General features: G+C 49.9%; 15 protein-coding genes. 6 read left to right on the top strand and 9 right to left on the bottom strand.

The annotated features are described in order from the left end of the window. Nucleotides 1–76 precede the first annotated feature (76 nt). Entirely contained in the window at nt 77–577 is a 501-nt protein-coding gene (locus B9D94_RS29095; protein WP_006207211.1) for a cupin domain-containing protein, read from the bottom strand. Between the two features lie 255 nt (nt 578–832). Further along, nucleotides 833–1,369 (bottom strand): hypothetical protein, encoded by a 537-nt coding sequence (locus B9D94_RS29085; RefSeq protein ID WP_006207212.1) that lies wholly within the window; start codon nt 1,367–1,369, stop codon nt 833–835. Nucleotides 1,370–1,476: 107 nt separating this feature from the next. Here B9D94_RS29085 and B9D94_RS29080 point away from each other — a divergent pair, with 107 nt between their 5' ends. Further along, complete coding sequence (locus B9D94_RS29080; protein WP_148248572.1) at nt 1,477–2,391, top strand: phosphatidate cytidylyltransferase; 915 nt, start codon at nt 1,477–1,479, stop codon at nt 2,389–2,391. A 76-nt stretch (nt 2,392–2,467) separates the two neighbouring features. Next, nucleotides 2,468–3,433, top strand: coding sequence for a catalase family peroxidase (locus tag B9D94_RS29075; RefSeq protein ID WP_148248571.1), 966 nt, complete (start codon nt 2,468–2,470; stop codon nt 3,431–3,433). Nucleotides 3,434–3,640: 207 nt separating this feature from the next. Here the strand turns inward: B9D94_RS29075 and B9D94_RS29070 are convergent, their stop codons facing one another. Together B9D94_RS29070 and B9D94_RS29065 are read right to left on the bottom strand one after the other, a co-directional pair. Continuing rightward, the gene (locus B9D94_RS29070) at nt 3,641–4,636 is read right to left on the bottom strand and encodes a sensor domain-containing diguanylate cyclase (protein WP_148248570.1); all 996 of its coding nucleotides are present in this window, start codon (nt 4,634–4,636) and stop codon (nt 3,641–3,643) included. Nucleotides 4,637–4,687: 51 nt separating this feature from the next. Then, nucleotides 4,688–5,482, bottom strand: coding sequence for an alpha/beta fold hydrolase (locus B9D94_RS29065; protein ID WP_148248569.1), 795 nt, complete (start codon nt 5,480–5,482; stop codon nt 4,688–4,690). 462 nt (nt 5,483–5,944) lie between these two features. On the opposite strand from B9D94_RS29065, the gene B9D94_RS29060 reads away from it, so the two are divergent. Genes B9D94_RS29060 through B9D94_RS29050 form a run of 3 tightly spaced genes read left to right on the top strand, consistent with a single transcriptional unit; the run spans nt 5,945 to nt 9,584 of the window. After that, nucleotides 5,945–7,297, top strand: coding sequence for a glycosyltransferase family 2 protein (locus tag B9D94_RS29060; RefSeq protein WP_148248568.1), 1,353 nt, complete (start codon nt 5,945–5,947; stop codon nt 7,295–7,297). A gap of 29 nt (nt 7,298–7,326) precedes the next feature. Further along, the gene (locus B9D94_RS29055) at nt 7,327–8,418 is read left to right on the top strand and encodes an acyltransferase (protein ID WP_148248567.1); all 1,092 of its coding nucleotides are present in this window, start codon (nt 7,327–7,329) and stop codon (nt 8,416–8,418) included. A gap of 5 nt (nt 8,419–8,423) precedes the next feature. Then, entirely contained in the window at nt 8,424–9,584 is a 1,161-nt protein-coding gene (locus B9D94_RS29050) for a glycoside hydrolase family 18 protein (RefSeq protein ID WP_148248566.1), read from the top strand. 202 nt (nt 9,585–9,786) lie between these two features. On the opposite strand, the gene B9D94_RS29045 is transcribed toward B9D94_RS29050, so the two are convergent. From B9D94_RS29045 to B9D94_RS29030, 4 genes are all read right to left on the bottom strand, one after another. Then, the gene (locus B9D94_RS29045) at nt 9,787–10,779 is read right to left on the bottom strand and encodes an aminoglycoside phosphotransferase family protein (protein ID WP_148248565.1); all 993 of its coding nucleotides are present in this window, start codon (nt 10,777–10,779) and stop codon (nt 9,787–9,789) included. A gap of 273 nt (nt 10,780–11,052) precedes the next feature. Next, complete coding sequence (locus B9D94_RS29040) at nt 11,053–12,531, bottom strand: protein adenylyltransferase SelO (protein ID WP_148248564.1); 1,479 nt, start codon at nt 12,529–12,531, stop codon at nt 11,053–11,055. A 190-nt stretch (nt 12,532–12,721) separates the two neighbouring features. After that, nucleotides 12,722–13,462 carry a Bax inhibitor-1/YccA family protein gene (locus B9D94_RS29035; RefSeq protein ID WP_006207222.1) on the bottom strand — a complete coding sequence of 247 codons (741 nt, stop codon included), beginning with the start codon at nt 13,460–13,462 and terminating at the stop codon, nt 12,722–12,724. 381 nt (nt 13,463–13,843) lie between these two features. After that, nucleotides 13,844–14,731, bottom strand: a complete 888-nt coding sequence (locus B9D94_RS29030) for an SMI1/KNR4 family protein (RefSeq protein WP_148248563.1) — start codon at nt 14,729–14,731, stop codon at nt 13,844–13,846. Nucleotides 14,732–15,506: 775 nt separating this feature from the next. Between B9D94_RS29030 and B9D94_RS29020 the strand changes: the two genes are divergently transcribed. Then, nucleotides 15,507–16,952: a DEAD/DEAH box helicase gene (locus tag B9D94_RS29020; RefSeq protein WP_006207226.1), complete on the top strand. Its 1,446-nt coding sequence runs from the start codon at nt 15,507–15,509 to the stop codon at nt 16,950–16,952. A gap of 152 nt (nt 16,953–17,104) precedes the next feature. Here B9D94_RS29020 and mqo read toward each other — a convergent pair whose 3' ends face one another. Then, on the bottom strand, nt 17,105–18,610 hold the full coding sequence (gene mqo, locus B9D94_RS29015; protein ID WP_006207227.1) for a malate dehydrogenase (quinone): 1,506 nt from the start codon (nt 18,608–18,610) through the stop codon (nt 17,105–17,107). Nucleotides 18,611–19,086 lie beyond the last annotated feature (476 nt).

Raw genomic sequence — 19,086 nt, 5'->3', positions numbered from 1 at the left:
TGCCCTGCGCAGCATGCGCAGTCTTAGTGCCGGCCTCCCGATCTCTTTACTTCCCATACGGCGGTTATCGATCTTATCATTTCACCCATTTATGCAGCAGCGGTCCTTCCTTGCCAAATACCGGGTCGGTATCCGGGACGGGGACACTTCTGATTTCGTGGATGGCCTGCGCGCGATCCGTCGGGTTCCGCTCCCTCAGATTCGGCGTGTTCCCTTCGGGATAAGCACCAATCACTTCAAAATCAGGGCTGCTGCTCAGCTTCATATGTGCAGTACCTGCTGGCAGCACAATCACATCGCCTGAAGAAATCTCCAGCCTCTCCCCTGCGTCACCGCCCACGAGGACGGTCGCGCTTCCGGACCTCACGCCCAGAACTTCGTGCGTGTTGCTGTGATAATGATGATAATCATATACGCCGCCTGCCCAACTCCCGCTCCATTGATGCCGGTTAAAGGCTGCCTCCAGCCCGCTCGGGTCATCCGCGAACACGCCATTGTATACAATGACGGGCAGCTCAGGATTGTTAGGGACCTCTCCATCATCGTTCACGAAAAAAGATCTGACATGGACTTCCATGATCATCCGCTCCTTTTTAGTTCATCGGTGCACTCGTAGTACCAGTACCCCGGGCGAGCGGCGCTCAAACAATAAACTCTGTTAAACCTCTCCCCAATACACCCTCGTCTCATAATCAAAAAACACGTGGCCCTCCTGCTCATTTCGATCAAATATACTACTGCGCAGTTCCTTCATCATCGGATCGTGATTCGGATGTTCGGGGAGAGGAGCGTAGGAGGAGGATTGCAAGCGGCCGCGCACTTGCCGCCAAGTTCAAGCCTCGTACTCGCTGAGCTTTCCTTCATATATCAAGTTCAGGCGCTCGCTTTGGCGAAAATCGTCCGGCGTTACCAGGGCAGGCAGCTTATCCCACAGCCTGACGCCGGATCGGTGCAGAATCTCTGCCACAAATTGCGAGCAGAAGTAGGAATTGCTGAACTCAATCGGTTCCTTGAGCGCGATGCCCAGCACACCCAATATATTATAAAAGTATTTTTTGTCCTTTCGGATGAAGGCCTGCAAGACCCGCTTCATTTTCTCGATGTCGCGTTCAGACACCCGAAGCTCATAGATGACACATGTCGTATTGGGGTACTTGCTGAACGTTCCCGTCCTCAGATCCTCCTTCACAAACCCGCCGTTCAGCGGGTTGTTCGGATTCTTTCTTCCGAAGCTATATAACTCCGACAGCTCCCGGTTAAAGGAGATCGAAGCATGATTGTAAGGTGCTCTCGTATAGCCCTGAATGACTTTTGTAAAGAGCGTTCCGGTATTGGTAAGCAGTATAAAGACCGAGCGATCGTCTACCATTTACGAAATTTCCCCTTATCAATTTGGAGTTATTCCTTCATAATAACATATGATTCCTGCAGCAGAACGAAAAATCCTACCCGTGACAAGTTGGTGATGATAGGCATATGGAAAGCTCGATACTAACCTTAATCCTGATATTCTCCGTCCTGTCGGTCATTCAGCTCCTCTATTATGTGATGAGCAAGACGCAGCCGAATATCGACTATACCGATGTAGGATTCCGCATCAAAACCTGGTGGGGCATGCTGGTCATCTTCTGCCTGGCGACGTTTCTGAATCCCGTCGTTTCTCTGCTATCCCTAATGGTGCTTACTTTCTTTACGCTCAAAGAATATTTCTCCATGATCAAAACAAGAAAAGCCGACCGCCGACTGTTCCTGTGGGCGTACTTAACCATACCTGTCCAGTTCTACTGGATCTATATCGAATGGTACGGCATGTTTATTGTATTCATACCGATCTATGTATTCCTGGTGCTGCCGCTCCCGCGATTGATCAACAAAGGCACCGTCGGGTTCATGCGCAGCGTCAGCTCGACCCAGTGGGGTCTGATGCTGATGGTGTTCGGGCTCAGCCACCTGGCCTACTTCCAATTTGCGTCGCCCCAGTATGGAGCAGGACTCGTGCTGTTTCTCGTTGTATTAACACAGCTCAACGATGTGGCGCACACCATCGCTTCCCTCTATTTTGGCAGACGCAGAATCGTGCCGACATCGAACCCCAACCTGACTTGGGAAGGCTTTGCCTGTGCGTTTCTTGCAACAACAGGATGCGCCTACCTCATCTACCCCTATCTGACGCCGCTCAGCCCGACCTTCGCCCTCTTATCCGGCATGCTGATCAGCCTCAGCGGCTTCTTCGGCAGCTTGACGGTATCGGTGCTGAAGCGGGATCTATTAATCGGCGACGACGGACGGTTCGATGCGTTGAAGAAAAGCTACTTAAGCCGGGTGGACAGCCTGACCTACACCTCGCTGATCTTTTTTCATTTCATTCGTTACTTCTACGAATTCATGTAGATTCCCCTACTCTCATAAAAAACAAGTTAATGGGGCACACTCTCGTGGTAATTAATGACAACGCGAGGAGGAAGAGATGATGACAGACGCGCAGTCTGGCCGTACTCATCCGGTTCCGGATTCTGCTCCATCCGATATCACGTCGCAAACGGTGAATGCCCTTGAGGATCTGTCCGGCGTGCATCCCGGCTACCGCCGGGCGCATGCCAAGGGATTCTGCTGCCGTGCCAGCTTCCGGTCGAGCGGCCTGGGCGCAGCCTTTACCACGGCCCCTCATATGCAGGAACAGGCGGAGACGCCTGCAATCGTCCGCTTCTCCGGCGTTTCAACCAACCCGGCCATGGCTGACCTGTTATCTCCGGCCAAAGGGATGGCCGTCCAATTCACCCTGCCTGGGGGCGATGTTACTTACTTGGTAGGGGCCACGGTGCCGGTCTTTTTTGCCCGTACACCCGAATCGTTTCTCGACATCATGAAGACCGTTAACGAGACTCGGGAAGGCGAGCGGGGACCGATAGATCTGATTCGAGAGATCATCACCCATTTCTCGGAGAGCAAAGAAAGCCTGCTGGCTGTAAAACTTCTAAAGCCGCCGGCCAGCTATGCTGCCTGTCATTATTATTGCATCCATGCCTACTTGTTCCTCGACTCGCAGGGAAATGCCCGGCCCGTGAAATTCGAATGGCTGCCGGAAGGCGGTGTGGAGACGCTGTCTATCAAGGATGCCGCACAGCAGCCAGAGGATTATCTGATGGACGAGCTGCGTCTTCGCCTTGAGACAGCAGCAGCTGTATTCCAGCTGGATGCCATTTTCGGGGAAGCCGGCGATCCCACAGATGATCCTACCCGCGCATGGCCGGACGACCGTAAACGAGTCATCCTTGGCCATCTCTACGTCACCGACATCATCGAGGAGCCCGAGGGGCTGCTCATGGACCCCACCGTCATGGCGGAGGGCATGGCGCTGTCCGATGACCCGATTCTGCACTTCCGGCACAGCACGTACACCGACTCGTACAACCGGCGCAGTGCCGGACAGTAATTCAAGCGGTGTTTGGGGTCCGCCTTGCCCGGTAAACGTCTGTCCTGAGGGACGAAGTCTCTGGCTGCTCGCCACTTGGCGAAGCATGATGAAGCGTGCGAGACGACACCCACCTGAAATACTCGGATAAACCTGAAAAGCCATAACCATGCGAGCCTTAGCTCACCTGGTTATGGCTTTTTGTAGCAATCAAAACAATCGTCATTATTAGTGCGAATACCCGGGAAGCTTCAAATCCACATGATGGGTGACCTGGTTTCTGCCGTTTTGCTTGGAGGCATACAGAGCCTGGTCCGCTTTTTGCAGGAGTGCCGCCTCATCGTCATCCGGCGTCGCTGTGATCATGCCGATGCTGATGGTAATGCTGCCTGTTGTCCAGATGGCCTCATTGACTGCGCGCCTGAACTGCTCCGCAATCTCCCTTGCTTCCGCCTCATCCAGCCCCGGCAGAATCATCACGAACTCTTCCCCGCCATAACGGGCCACGACATCTCCTTCACGTACACAGGATTTCAGTATACCCGCTACATCAACCAGAACCTCATCTCCCACCGCATGTCCCCATGTGTCGTTCACGCGCTTGAAATGATCGATGTCGATGAGGAACAAGGAGAATGGACGTCCTGATTGGTTGTAAAGTCTCAGCTGCTCTTCAAGCTGCTCTTGAAAGAACCTACGGTTCTTCAGTCCTGTCAGCTTGTCCGTATTCGACAATTCGACCAAGACCGCATTAATCTCCATCAGCTCCGTCTGCTTCCGTTCAATCTCCATATGAATATGCTTCAGCTCGCCAAGCGCCCGATCCTTCTCCCAATACGCTTCCTCAATCTGCCTCTTGGCCGTCCTCAGCTCCATCTCATAATCAATGCGCCTTCCCATCTGCACCAGTACGCAGTCCAGCCATTCTTCGCCTTCCCGCTCAAACCGTCGACCATTCAATATGAAGGGAACAGAATCGCCCCGACTGTTCTTTAAACGGATAAACAGCTCTTCCACATGTCCGTCAAGATGGATATGCGGATAGAAATAGGAGTGGAATATCAGCTTGTTTGCCGTCGACATCATCGCTTCAAAATGCTTCTGCACCACGTCTTCTTCAAGGTATCCCATCATATGAAGGAAGGTTTGGTTCACCTCTCTTACGATGCCTTGCTGGGTTATGGAGACATAACCGCAGGGTGCATATTTCAATCGCTCATCCATTGCTTATTGATCGATCCTTTCCGTACGGGCCCTCATCCTTAGAATACACGCTTATTTCAGATACTCCTGAATTATCGTAATGGTTTCCTCCGGATGACTGATATGCGGATAATGGCCTTTTGCCTCCATGAGGCGGAATGTACTGTTATGGAGGTGTTTATGTAAATATTCGCCGGCTGCAATCGGCACGATGCTGTCATCCGAACACTGCATAATGAGCACAGGCACGGTAACGCGAGACAATTCATTCCGGCAGTCCGAGAAAAAGGTCACCTCGGCAAACTCTCTGGTAATCCCAGGGTCTGTGGAGATGAAACTTCGTTCCAGTTCTTTGGTCAGCTTGGGAAGCTCTGGATTGTTCATGGCAATCGGCGCGAGAAAGCTCGCCCAGCCCGCGAAGTTCATCTCCATCATCGCCAGCAATTCGGTCACATCGCTTTTATCAAAACCTCCAACATACCCGTCACCATTCAAATAGCGGGCTGAAGGTCCGATCATGATTAATTGTTCAAAATAGTCCGGCCGCTGGATGGATGCCAGCATCCCGATCATGGAGCTCACGGAATGACCTATGAAGATAACGTCCTGAAGCTGCAGCGCTTCCATGATATCCAGCACATCCTGCACGTACCCGTCCAGGCTGCTGTACCTCTCCGATGTATACGCCGATAGATCGGATCGTCCCGAGCCTACGTAATCGAACAGCACGATGCGATAATGCGGCTCGAAGGCAGGCAAGATATATTTCCACATGCTCTGGTCGCAGCCGAATCCATGCGCCAGCATGAGTGTGCGCTCCCCGTCTCCTATCACTTTCACGTTGTTTCGTACAACAACCTCATTCATGTCCTGAACTCCTCTATCATCTTCTTCTCTACCATTCTAAGGGACCCCCTGTAAATATCAAGTCATTCCTGAAGAATGGCGTCGATTTAAGTCCAGTTCTATCGAAGTTACACGAAATGTTCCAGATTTCATTCCTCGTTAAATCGCTTTAGCCGCCTAAAATATAGAAAGATGCACCAAAACAGAGGCTATACTCGAAAAGCATCTATGTATTCGTTTTCTTGCTCCATAGCGCGGTTTTACTTTTGGGAGCCAATTACGATAGTTTATTACATAAGATGTTATATGGGTTTATATGGAATGAAAGGTTGTAAATGGATGATAGTATCCCTGCGCAACAAAATTTACCCCTTGACATTGATCGATATAGAGAAAGTGCCGATTCACCTCAAATCCCATAGAGTTGGCGCACCATACTGGTCTTCATCACACAGAGAGATAGAGAAGAGAGGAGTGAGGAGTTTGGAGTACTTTTTTTACGGATTAGCCGGTGTATTTCTGGTGTTTCAAGCCCTGTATACGGTAATTCCGCTGCTATGCAGCAAAGTGAAGAAGCTGAATGCAGATCTGGACGAAAAATCAATTTCGGTGCTCGTTCCCGCCTACAATGAGGAGCTGACGATCCGAAATTGCATCGATGCCATGGCCGGTCTGCATTACAGCAACTATGAGATCATGATCATCAACGACGGCTCCAAGGATGGGACGATGTCCACGCTTGACGAGCTGCTGGATTTACAGCCGGATGCCAGGCCGGCAGACAACAAGCTGACCTATAAACCGATCAAAGGATTCTATCGTTCCAATCTCTACCACCATATTTATGTTATCGACAAGCAGAATGGCGGAAAAGCGGATTCGCTGAATGCGGGCATCGATTATGCCGCCTCGGATATCGTGATTACCCTGGATGCAGACAGCATGCTGGAAGCCGACTCGCTCAAGTATGTGAATCAATATTTCCATGATGACGACATCATTGCGCTTGGCGGTACCGTCAAGATTGTGCAGGGTGCTGTGCGGGATGAGAACGGTGCAATTGTGGAGAAATTTCGTGGAAAAGGGCTCATTAAGAGCCAGATCATCAATTATACGCACGGCTTCTATGTCCGCAAGCTTACGCAATCGCATTTTAATTCGATCGTTGTGATTTCAGGCGCCTTTGGTGCCTTTTACAAGGACGTTCTGGTCCATGTGGCCGGTTTCCGCAGCACGGTAGGCGAGGATATCGACATTACCTTGAAAATTCATGAATATATCAAAGCCAATCGACTGAAGAAAAAGCTGGTATACGCGCCCGAAGCGGTATGTTATACCGAATGCCCCGAGAATCTCCAGAACTTCTACAAGCAGCGGATTCGCTGGCAGAAGGCATTTGTTGATTGCATCCTGATCTACTGGTCCAGGCTGTCCCAGAAATTCAGCGTCAGCGTGAGCCTGTTTTTTGCTATTGACGGGTTTATGCTGGGAACCCTCTCGGCATTTACCACGATATTTTATCTGGGGCAGACGCTGATCTTTGGCGGAAACCTGCTGCATGCCATCCTGTTCCTGCTTATAAGCGTGCTGCTCAATGCGGCCCAGGTCATCATTTCCTTGTACTTATGCCGTAAGTACGGCAGTACGTATACGTTTATGGATTATATGAGAATGTTCCTGTTCAGCCAGGTGGAGCTGTTAACCTACCGGAATTTGCTGCTGTACATCAATATTGCGGGCACATTTAAATATTTTGACAATGATGAGGGCTGGGGCTTCGTGGAGCGGAAAGGCGTTGCTACCATCAGCCAGAACATCGCCGCAGGATCGAATTAAGTCATGAAGAAGGAGGCTGCTCAAACAGCATGGTTCCAAATAAAAGAATCGTATACGTAGATATTCTAAGAATTCTATCCATCGTTGCCGTCATTATATTGCATTATACAGCGGAGGTGCTGACCAGCACGAATGACTTCAATTCCTCCTCATGGTGGATCAGCAACGGGTTTAATTCCATTTCCCGCTTCGCCGTGCCGGTATTCTTCATGATCAGCGGCGCCATGATTCTCCGAACCCAAATCACGACCTACCGGGAATTCTACGTGAAGCGCGTGCTGCCGCTGCTCATTCCCCTCCTGACCTGGTCGCTCATCTATGGCTTGTACAATCAGTACTACATTATGAGAAGCCGCATGAACGCCTATGAGTTCGTGGTCGATTTCGGTTATCGGCTGCTGACCGACCGGAATTATGTGCATCTCTGGTTCCTGTATGCCATTATTGCCATCTATATGACGGTACCGCTGATCAGCAAGTTTATCAAATCCTGCAGCGAGAAGGATCTCAGGTACTACCTGCTGTTATGGTTTATCGTCAGCATTGCGTATCGCTTCATCTCGGACACGGTATTCCGGGCAACTGATCAATATATTAACATTCCGATTATGAACATTCCGTTCTTCATGGGATTCCTGGGCTATTTTATACTGGGGTACTATCTGTTCCATTACGAGCTGCCGCTAAAGCTCAAAAATATATTATACAATCTGGGCATCGTCTCGTTCTTCCTCACGCCGGTAGCCACTTATTTTGTCTCGCTGCGCAGCGGTGTGCTGGATGAGATGTTCTACGGCAACTATTCCATGACCACCTTCTTCATGGCGGTCGGCTTGTTTGTTTTCTTCAAGGAGAAGGAAGCCACGATCAGCGATCAAATAAACCACAAAATCCAGAAGCTGATCAGTTCGGTCTCCAGGGCCAGCTTCAGCATCTATCTGATTCACCTGCTGGTGGAGATGATGCTGTCCGGCAGAACCGAGGTCGAGGCTACGTTTCTGGAAGCGTCCCTCAGCCTGATCGTGAATATCTCCATCATCTTCGCCATCAGCTACATCACCGTCAAGGTGCTGAACCTAAGTAAAACGGCAACCTACATTCTATTCGGCGGGCGGGGTTAACTACGATGAGAATAACGATATATACCAAGATGTTTATCGTGCTGCTGCTTGGGGGCATGGGCTTATATTTCTATCAGATCTCCTCGGCGGAAGACCGGAAGATAACGGCTGTATACGTGGAGGCCTGGCAGGACTACAAGAATATCAAGCTGTCAGAGAAGGGCGTCGACATCGCTTTTATCGCTTTTGCCAAGATTAAGGGAACGGACCTCTATTTCCATGAAGACAGCACCACCAACAACCAGATCAAAGAAAATATCAAGAATTTGAAAAAGCATAATCCGAAGACCCAGATGGTGCTGGCGATCGGGGGCTATGGTGCAGACGGCTTCTCCGATGCTTCCCTGGACGGGAACCGCTATCTGTTCACGGAAAGTATCATCCATATGGTCAAGGAGCTGGATCTGGACGGGGTAGATATTGACTGGGAGTATCCGGCATTCCATGCCTGGAATACACAGAAAGCACGCCCTGAGGATACGAAGAATTTCACCAGTCTGATGAAGGAACTGCGGGAGAAGCTGTACCGTCTGCCCCATAAGAACAAGAAGTACCTGCTGACCTTCGCCTCGGGAACACAGGATTGGTATTTCGACAATGTTGAGGTCAAAAAAGTGGAGAAATACGTGGATTACATCAACGTGATGACCTATGACCTGACCGGCAAGTGGTCGGACACAACCGGGTTCAACTCCAATCTGTACGTGGACAGCAAGGGGAAATCCAAGCACTCCATCGACGGGATCATCTCCATGTACCTGGACCACGATATCGACAGCAGGAAGCTGCTGCTGGGTGTCCCTGCCTATTCGTACGGCTGGAAGAACGTCAAGGAGGTCAAGGGCAGCAAAGATGGTCTCTTCGCACCCGGAACGCCGATTGACATCGACAAGGTAAATCTCAATTACAAACAGATCGAGAAAGCCTACCTGAACAAAAACGGCTTCAAGCGTTATTATGACAACAAAGCCAAGGCCGCCTACCTCTTTAACGGCAATACCTTCATCAGTTACGAGGATAAGGAGGCCTTGCAGGAAAAGGTCAACTACATCCAGAACAAGGACCTCGCCGGCGCGATGGTCTGGCAGTACTCCCAGGATGCGGAGGACGGAATCGTAACATTCCTGACCGAGCATTTGAACGAGAAGCAGCAGGCCTCCAAGTAATAGAGCGAGGTTTGAGCTTCTTGAGCCAAACGCCAATCACCACTACTAACAAAACAGCCGATGATTGCATGACATGCAGATCATCGGCTGTTTATGCTGTTGCAGGTGTTGCAGGCTCCGGTAAGTGCTCATTACGGCACCGTTGAACCGTATTGTAATATTGTAAGTCCGATCCGCCTGCCACAGCCACCCTCCTCGAGGATCATCTCCATTCCTCTATGAATCGCAGGGTGTTCCGGGCATGGTAATCGGCCAGGCTTCGAGCAAAGGCCGGATCGGGAAACCCGCGGTGAAGCAGCTTCAAGCCGCCCGAGGTTAGCGAGATGTAGTGATGCAGGCGGTAGAATAACATTCGGTTCGGATCCAGCCCGGTTGGTCTGAAATACCGGTAGCTCTCTCCGAATCGAAGCTCAAGAAACGTATGTTCATGCTCGGTGTCGAAGAATTGCGCACCTTCAATATCAATAAGATACGGCTCGAAGCGTTCCGTGACCAAGACGTGGTCCGGTCCCAGCTCCCCATGGATATAACCGTACCGCTTACGGGAATCTATTCTGGATTCAAGCTCATTCAATATAGCAATCAGCCTGTCGTGATGGTCTCGGATCGCTGCATGATGCAAGACAACGTATGAGAGCTGTTTCTTGGCGTTATCCAGCTGCATAAGATGGCACGGCTCCTGGCGCCGCCCTTCGCTTGGATCAGGTTTTCCATAGATCTGTCTTTGATGTGCATGCATACCTGCGATCATGTCGCCCAGCCGCTCCAGCACCTCATCTTGGACCCGGTGATCCGGGTGCTGAACATAAGCCTCCGCCTTCTGTCCCTCGATATACTCAACAAGAGCATAGTCAAACGGGTAACGGCTCTGTTTCGTATGGACATGAAGGTCATACAGAGCAGGTGTTAAAATGCCGTGTTCCCTTAGCCATCTGTTATTCATTTCAAACGAATAAGCGCCAAAGGACCGTTCGTGCACATCATGCTCGTTCGCTATTTCTTCCTGAAAATAATTCATCGTTAAATCCCACACATACAGCACGCAGACAAAACCGTTATCGCAATGAATCTTATAGACGACCTTCTGCGCGCCACCATGCATCCTCGTCACTTCCGCCACAACATAACCGGTACCCAGAACCTTCTCGACATACTCCTGTAAATCCGCTTGATCGAGATGACAAGTCCACCCCATGAAACCACGCTCCCGTTCATTTGTTTTGCCGGCTTCCTCACTCTATGGTATTTCCGGGCAAAAATATAGACTGTTTCTTTCGGTTCTGCTATGATGTTGAATAAGGTCTCGAATAAAATAGCCATACGATATACAGCCCTTGGACTCTAGGTCCAGGGGCTTTTTTGTGTTGTATTTGAATTCATGCGGAATTCGGAAGTAACAGATGGACAAGGCTGAGCCCATATAAAAAAGGGTCAAGCAAGAAGCTTCCTTGCTTGACCCTCTATTCCCTTACGTTCCGCAATAGGTCCGGTAAGGACGGGACCCCTTAGGCACGACTGCATATTCCGCCTGCTCCGGGGAATGCGCATAAGGCTCTGCCAGAACGTCCAGCAGCTCTTGCATCACGCTGTAGTCCCCTTCCTGCTCTGCTGCTTCCAGCGCTTCCTCCACCCGATGGTTGCGCGGAATGACGGCAGGATTGCTGCTGCGCATAAGCTCGCGGGCATCATCCCACGATTCCTGCTGCCTGCCAAGTCTGGCCTGCCAGCGCTCATACCAGGAGGCAAACTCCGGTGTGCCTTGCAGAGGCGTGTCCTCCAGCTTATTAAAGGTTAAAGCACGGAAGGTGTTGGTGTAGTCGGCCTGATGATTTTTCATCATCTTGAGAAGATCCTCAATCAAGGCTTCGTCTTCCTCCTCCATATGAAAAATTCCCAGCTTGGCTCTCATGCCTGCGAGCCACTGCTCATGATACAGATCGGTAAATGCGCCGATGGCACCCTCGGCCAGCTTGACAGCCTGCTCCTCCTCATCATGCAGCAGCGGCAGCAAGGCCTCCGCCAATCGGGCAAGATTCCACGCCGCAATATAGGGCTGGTTGACATAGGCGTAGCGCCCTTGGGAATCTATAGAACTAAATACCGTATTGGGATCAAAGGTATCCATGAAAGCACAAGGACCATAATCAATCGTTTCGCCGCTCAGGGTCATATTATCGGTGTTCATGACCCCATGAATAAAACCTACGAGCTGCCACTTGGCAATAAGAGCGGCCTGGCGCTTGATAACTTCCTGCAGCAGGACCAGATAGCGGTTAGCACCAGCTCCAGGCTCTGCATCCGGGTAATGCCGCTGCAGGGTATAATCCGCGAGAATCCGCAGATCCTCGGTTGTCCCCGCCCCCCTTACATACTGAAACGTACCGACGCGCAGATGGCTGGCCGCTATGCGGGTCAGAATCGCACCCGGCAGATCCTTTTCACGCGTAACAGGCTGACCGGTGGACACGACCGCCAAGCTGCGGGTGGTCGGAATACCCAGGGCATGCATGGCTTCACTGATGATATATTCGCGCAGCATCGGGCCTAGAGCCGCCCGGCCATCCCCTCCGCGGGAATATGGTGTCCGGCCTGAACCCTTAAGCTGAATATCCACCCGTTTGCCCTGCGGCGTGAGCTGTTCGCCCAGCAGAACCGCCCGGCCGTCACCGAGCATCGTAAAATACCCGAATTGGTGCCCGGCATAGGCCTGTGCCAGCGGCAAGGCTCCTTCGGGCATTTCGTTACCCGCCAACACGGCTGCACCCTCCGGGCTTTGCAGTGCCTTGGCGTTTAAACCAAGAGATGCCGCCAGTGGCGCATTAAGCACAATCAATTCCGGTGCACGCACAGGCGTGGGAGCCTGTTTTGTAAAAAAAGTTTCCGGCAATTGAGCATAACTGTTGTCTAAATTCCAACCTATATCTATCATGGCTTTCTTGTCTGTCATGGGATCTCCTTCTTCACGCAGTTTAATGATGACGATATCTACCCTACTTATTATTTAAACACAAGTCGCACTTTATAGGGTTTTACTTTCGAGAATTAATTATTCTGCGAACCCATGCCCCATCCCATATATTAAAAAATCGCTGCCGAGGACATCCCGACAGCGATCATTCACATTCTAATGTAAAGCATTAATCCCGATTCGCCAGCTTCGAGAGCAAGCGGATGATTTCAATATACAGCCATACGAGGGTAACCAAGAGACCGAAGGAGCCGTACCACTCCATATATTTGGGTGCGCCTTGCTGTGCTCCCTCTTCGATGAAGTTAAAGTCGAGCACGAAATTCAGTGCAGCTATGATGATGATGACAATCGAAATCCCGATGCCGATCGGGGTGCTGTCATGAAGGTAAGGCACGGCTACACCAAACAGGCCCAGAACCATACTAAGCAGATATACAAGCGCAATGCCGATCGTGGCTGCAATAATTCCCTTTTTGAAGCCTGGGGTCGCCCGGATCAGACCTGTCTTATAAGCGAGCAGCATGCCCAGGAATATGCACATCGTCAGTAAGGCCGCCTGCAGCGTGATTCCATAGTACAGATATTCGTAATGTGCGGACAATGCCCCAAGGAAGAAGCCTTCCAGAACCGCATAGATTGGTGCCAAATACGGTGCTGCCTTCGGCACAAAGCTGATGACCAGCGCCAGGACAAAACCGCCTATCGCTCCGCCGATCATGAACGGGAATACCTCATACCCGTTGAAAAACATCACCCACGAAATGACCGCTGCCCCGATCAGCAGCGCGAGCAGCATGAACGATTTGTTCACCGTTCCGCCAATCGTCATCGTTTCCTGGTCATTGTAATACCCACTCTTCTCAAACGTTTCTTCCTTGAGTATTGGATTCCCACTGCGCCCTATCAAAATAAATGCCTCCCTAACGTTTCTGTTTTGTTTACATTTTAGCATAGGTTGGAATATTTTGGGACATGAAAAAAATTGCATTACGCATGGGTGGATCTGCAGCACTACCCATGGTGCTGGTAAAATCCGTGGATTTGAAAATCATGTTGCTCCTCGTCTGCAACCCAGACCATCAGTCGTCTGTGTACAAAACACCGATCTTCCTTCATGTTGCTATCAAACTCCATGAATGCATGAACGGCTTCCTCCACAGGCTCAGTTTACATCAATTTATGGTTCATAACGCAAAAGGCCCAACTTCCTCTATACAGTTACAGAGAAGTTGGGCCTTCTTGTAGAGGCATTTTCTTGCGTTGTAAATCGCATGTTTCTGGATATTTGCTACCCCTTACTCACCAATCCGTTAATGAAGGCCTCGAAGTTTACGGCAAGCCGGGTGATCTTGTAATCCTGTCCTTTATCCACATGGATAACCTCGGGCTCCCCGTCGTTGCCGGATGGACGGTAATCCAGCATGACGACCTCGGATTCTGAAGGACAGTCACATATGACCACGCCAACCTCCGGATAACCGCCCGTCTCAATCATAAATCGGCTGCCTAAGCTTCCGGCCAATGATTTTTTCTTCTCTCGTCCAATTCCCAGAATACCGGAAATCTCAATGGCGTCTTTTCCCTCAGCTGTTGCTTCTCCCAGAGGGAAATACCGATTGTGGGGAATCCCCCCATTATGTAATTTCATCATATTTACGTAAGATGCGGGCAGTTTGAAGACCAGTGCTTCCTCCACCGACTCAATTACATCATCTGTCGGCGGGGCTGAAACATATTTCTCTGCCGCAGGGGCGCTATCATTCCAAAAGCTCAGCACGTCAGGATCCGTATAGGCCATAACCGCAGATTCCACTACAGGCTTCGGAGCAGTTTTGTTTCGAATCCATTCCAGAAATTCCAAAGTATCGTCATCACCGGGCTCCAAGTGATCAGCCACTTCAAACGCTCTCCGGGCATCCTCATATTGCTCCAGATAGTAATAAGCAAGGCCTATGCGGTAATGCCACAGCGGATCATCCTTACCCTCTTCTGCAATCAGCAAGAACTGCTCAACTGCCTCTTCATAACGCTCAAGATTACTCATCGCTCTGCCCAAATGGCTGATCAGCACATAATCCCGTTCTTCTGCGGGAATTTCCATAATGGCATCGACAATTTCTTCATATTCATCCTCTTCATGCCACTCTTCCAGCTGCTCCAAAAGCTCCTCACTCATCGTTCATGCCTCCCACTCTAATCATTCTTTCTGAGATTATACCATTCCAGCCTGTCCCCCTCCAGAGGGCGAGGATGTTAAACATCGTTTAGAACGATTGGAACCATCCAAGCCCCAGACCATTATGGAATGGCCAGAAGATATAATTGATGACTCATTCTATCCTAAAGACATCATCCCGATTTCAGAGGTTCTCCAGAAAGGTACGGCCGTTCCCTTTATAATACTGAAGAATGATCCGGACTTTCGAAGACCTGTATATGAAGAACACTGGCATAGCACCTATTGGGGTGGCCGATGGAGCTACATGCCTATGCGAATACATTATGCGCTTCACCGATTATTCACAACATATGACATCGGAATCTCCAGCGAATTAGACTTTAAGCAAAATGTAGGCATTGAGTTCCCCGTGTTCCAGAATAGAACGGACCTTGATCTATATATCGTTGTTTTTCAGACAACGGTTACATATGTGTACACACATGGCAATCAAATCGTTCTCAGTGGGAAGCCTACACGGGACGGGGTCCAGGTAATATCGATAAAAACGAGCGCTTTACGACCTTTTGATCTAAATAAAAAACTGCTCGTTCAATTAGCAACTGCTCAAGGCCATGAACTGGACTACTCCCTCATTGTCTATGAACCCCCTGATTTCTGGATAAAACAAATACAACCGAAAGATTCGGAGTATAATAGATAGGTATACGATAAATGCATGGTATAAGCCTGTATATATAGGTATTCGAATATAACGTAGAAGAGGTTAATGATGAGCGACAAGCGTTTTACAGATTATCCATTAAGTGAAGAGATTAGGAGAGCGCTCGATAGTCTCGGCTACACGACACCAACCGAGGTGCAAACAGAGGTCATACCCGTTGCGCTGGAGAAACGGGATCTTGTTGTCAAATCCCAGACTGGCAGCGGCAAAACCGCCGCCTACGGCATTCCGCTCTGTGAGCAAGTGGAATGGAATGAGAATAAGCCGCAGGCCTTAATCCTAACCCCCACCCGTGAACTTGCCCTACAGGTCAACGAGGACATTACGAATATTGGACGCTTCAAGAGAATCAAGGCGACTCCCTTGTATGGGAGACATCCCTTCCATATGCAAAAAGCCGAGCTCAAGCAAAGAACGCATATCGTTGTAGGCACGCCGGGGCGGGTGCTGGACCATATAGAGCGCGGATCGCTGTCACTGGATCGGATCTCGCATCTCGTCATCGACGAAGCGGATGAGATGCTGAACATGGGCTTTATTGAGCAGGTACAGTCGATCATTCAAGCCCTCCCTCGCAACAGGGTGACCATGCTGTTCTCGGCTACGTTTCCCGAGGATGTGGCTAAACTCGCCCACAAGTACATGAATCACCCGGAGCAGATCGAGATTAAGGCAAGCGGGCTCACAACTGCGACGATTGACCACGCTCAGGTCCAGGTCAAAGAGGCGGATAAACTCGCTGTTCTGCAAAATCTGCTTATCACCACGAATCCAGACAGCTGCATTGTGTTTTGCCGGACACAAGAGCATGTAGATACCCTATTCCGGGCGCTGGCTGATCTCGGGTACCCGTGTGATCGAATTCATGGCGGCATGGAGCAGGAAGAGCGTTTCGAAGTGATGCACGCATTCCGACGAGGGCAATTCCGCTATCTCATTGCGACCGACGTTGCTGCCAGGGGGATCGACATCTCCAATATCACTCATGTCATCAACTACGATATCCCGCTGGAGAAGGAAAGCTACGTACACCGCACAGGACGTACGGGGCGAGCCGGCCAGACCGGCAGTGCTATTACCCTCGTTACCCCAAGGGATTCCGGGAGATTAGCTGATATCGAAGCGTATATTGGCTTTGCTATTCCGAAGATGACCGCTCCCTCTGAAGAGAAGGTTGATGAATGCCGGGAAGCGTTCGAACGCAAGCTGAATATTCGGCCTAAGCTGAAAAAAGACAAGCGTGAGCAGCTGAACCAGCAGATCATGAAGCTTAATTTCAATGGCGGCAAGAAGAAAAAGCTTCGCGCCGTGGACTTCGTTGGAACGATTGCGAAGCTGGATGGGATCACCGCGGATGACATCGGGATCATTACCATTTTTGATTTTGTGACCGATGTGGAGATACTCAATGGCAAAGGTCCTATGGTGCTCGAGATGATGCAGAACACCACAGTGAAAGGCAAGCTGCTCAAGGTACGTAAGGGAAATAAATAAATGATTACACCTGGGCTGCCCCTTCGCAAGTTGGAAGCGGCAGCCCTTCTAAATAAATAATCCCCCCGGTCGAATCGGGGTTTTTTTATGCAAAAAAAAGAGCAGAACCTGATTGTTCTGCTCTCCTGTGATGCTTATTGGACTAATGCCCCTTAACGCGCGATTTGAAGCTTCGAATTACTGTTCAGACCGAGCGCCTGCGCGGTGGAAGCATGCATATCTTGAATAAGTTCCGGATTCTCCGACAGCGACAAGCCATAGGAAGGAATCATTTCCCTTATTTTCGGCTCCCACGCTTTAACATGCTGCGGGAAGCATTTTTCGACAACCTCCAGCATAACCGAAACAGCGGTGGAAGCCCCTGGAGAAGCGCCCAGCAAGGCTGCAATCGATCCGTCAGCGGCGCTAACCACTTCCGTACCGAATCGAAGCGTTCCTTTACCGCCGATATCCGTATCTTTGATCACCTGCACACGTTGACCGGCCACCAACATATCCCAATCTTCGATCTTGGCATTCGGGATAAACTCGCGCAGCTCTTCCATGCGCTTTTCTTTGGACAACATGACTTGCTGGACCAGGTATTTGGTCAATGACAGGTTCTTGGCACCTGCTGCCAGCATCGTCAGCACATTATTCGGTTTGATCGAACCGAATAAGTCAAACATGGAACCGGTCTTCAGGAACTTTGGCGAGAAGCCGGCAAAAGGTCCGAAGAGCAGCGATTTCTGATGATCAATGAATCGGGTGTCCAGATGCGGAACCGACATCGGAGGCGCCCCCACCTTCGCTTTGCCATATACTTTGGCATGATGCTCCGCTACAACCTCAGGATTGTTACAGACCATGAACAGTCCGCTGATCGGGAAGCCTCCGGTATGTTTTCCCTCAGGGATACCGCATTTTTGAAGCAGTGGCAGACTTCCGCCGCCGCCGCCGATGAAGACGAATTTGGCGGTATGGCGCTCGACTTGACCGTGATCATTCCGCACTTTCAATTCCCATGAGCCATCGCTCGTGCGTTTGATATCATCCACGCTATGCTTGTATTTGATATCGGTGTTCTGATTCTTTAAGTGCTCGAACAGCATGCGCGTTAAAGCGCCAAAGTTAACGTCCGTACCCGAGTCACTTTTCGTGGCCGCTATGGGCTCATTCGATGTACGGTCTTTCATGATCAGCGGAATCCATTCCATCAGCTGTTTCGGGTCATCGGAGTACTCCATCCCTTGAAACAGAGGGTGATTGGACATCGTTTCATAACGTTTTCTCAAATACGCGACATCTTCTGCCCCTTGCACTAAACTCATATGAGGCAATGGCATGATAAAATCTTGCGGATTACGAATCAGATTGGCATTCACCAGATAAGACCAAAACTGCATAGAAACTTGAAACTGCTCATTCACGTCTATCGCTTTGCTAATATCTACAGAACCGTCCGGTCGTTCAGCTGTGTAGTTAAGCTCGCACAGCGCAGCATGCCCCGTCCCCGCATTATTCCATTCGTTAGAGCTTTCTTCCCCTGCGCTTGCCAGCTTCTCAAACACAGTGATTTTCCAGTCCGGCACCAATTCCTTCAGCAATGTTCCCAGAGTCGCACTCATAATTCCGGCACCAATTAAAATAACGTCTGTTTCGGTTTGTCGGTTGCTCATGTTTACCGTCCTTACACGTTAATATTTGAAGAAAAGATGTAGGCGCTCTCATTCAAGACAGTGTACATCCCTTCCCGGTCAAAAAAAATATGATATTTCTATTATATGATAGTTATATGCTATTTAAAAGCCGTTAAATTATTTCAGGCCTTCTCCAAGTTCCCCTCCAAAACGAACGTTGCCAATGCTTTTATACAAAATGGGGGATCTCTGGGAAACACGGACCTTTTTCGCTTCCATTATGTCACATTTCGTCGTGTTATGTACGGAGAAGACAATTAGTGTTTTTTAAGTCCTCTTACTATGCGCATAAGAAACAGAACATCGGTTTACCCAAGGTTGGCAATAAAACTTGATTTCAAATATATTGATGTAAATGCATCAGAGGACAGACTACGAAGAAATCCTATATAATAATCTGAAACTGGAGCCTTATATGTGTCTGTTACTGTTTTGTTTTGTACCCTCAGATCTCC

It is taken from the genome of Paenibacillus sp. Cedars (genome assembly GCF_003184205.1).
Taxonomy (GTDB): domain Bacteria; phylum Bacillota; class Bacilli; order Paenibacillales; family Paenibacillaceae; genus Paenibacillus_AQ; species Paenibacillus_AQ glucanolyticus.
Note: the sequence above shows the minus strand (reverse complement) of the source record. Positions and strands in the feature narration are given on the sequence as shown.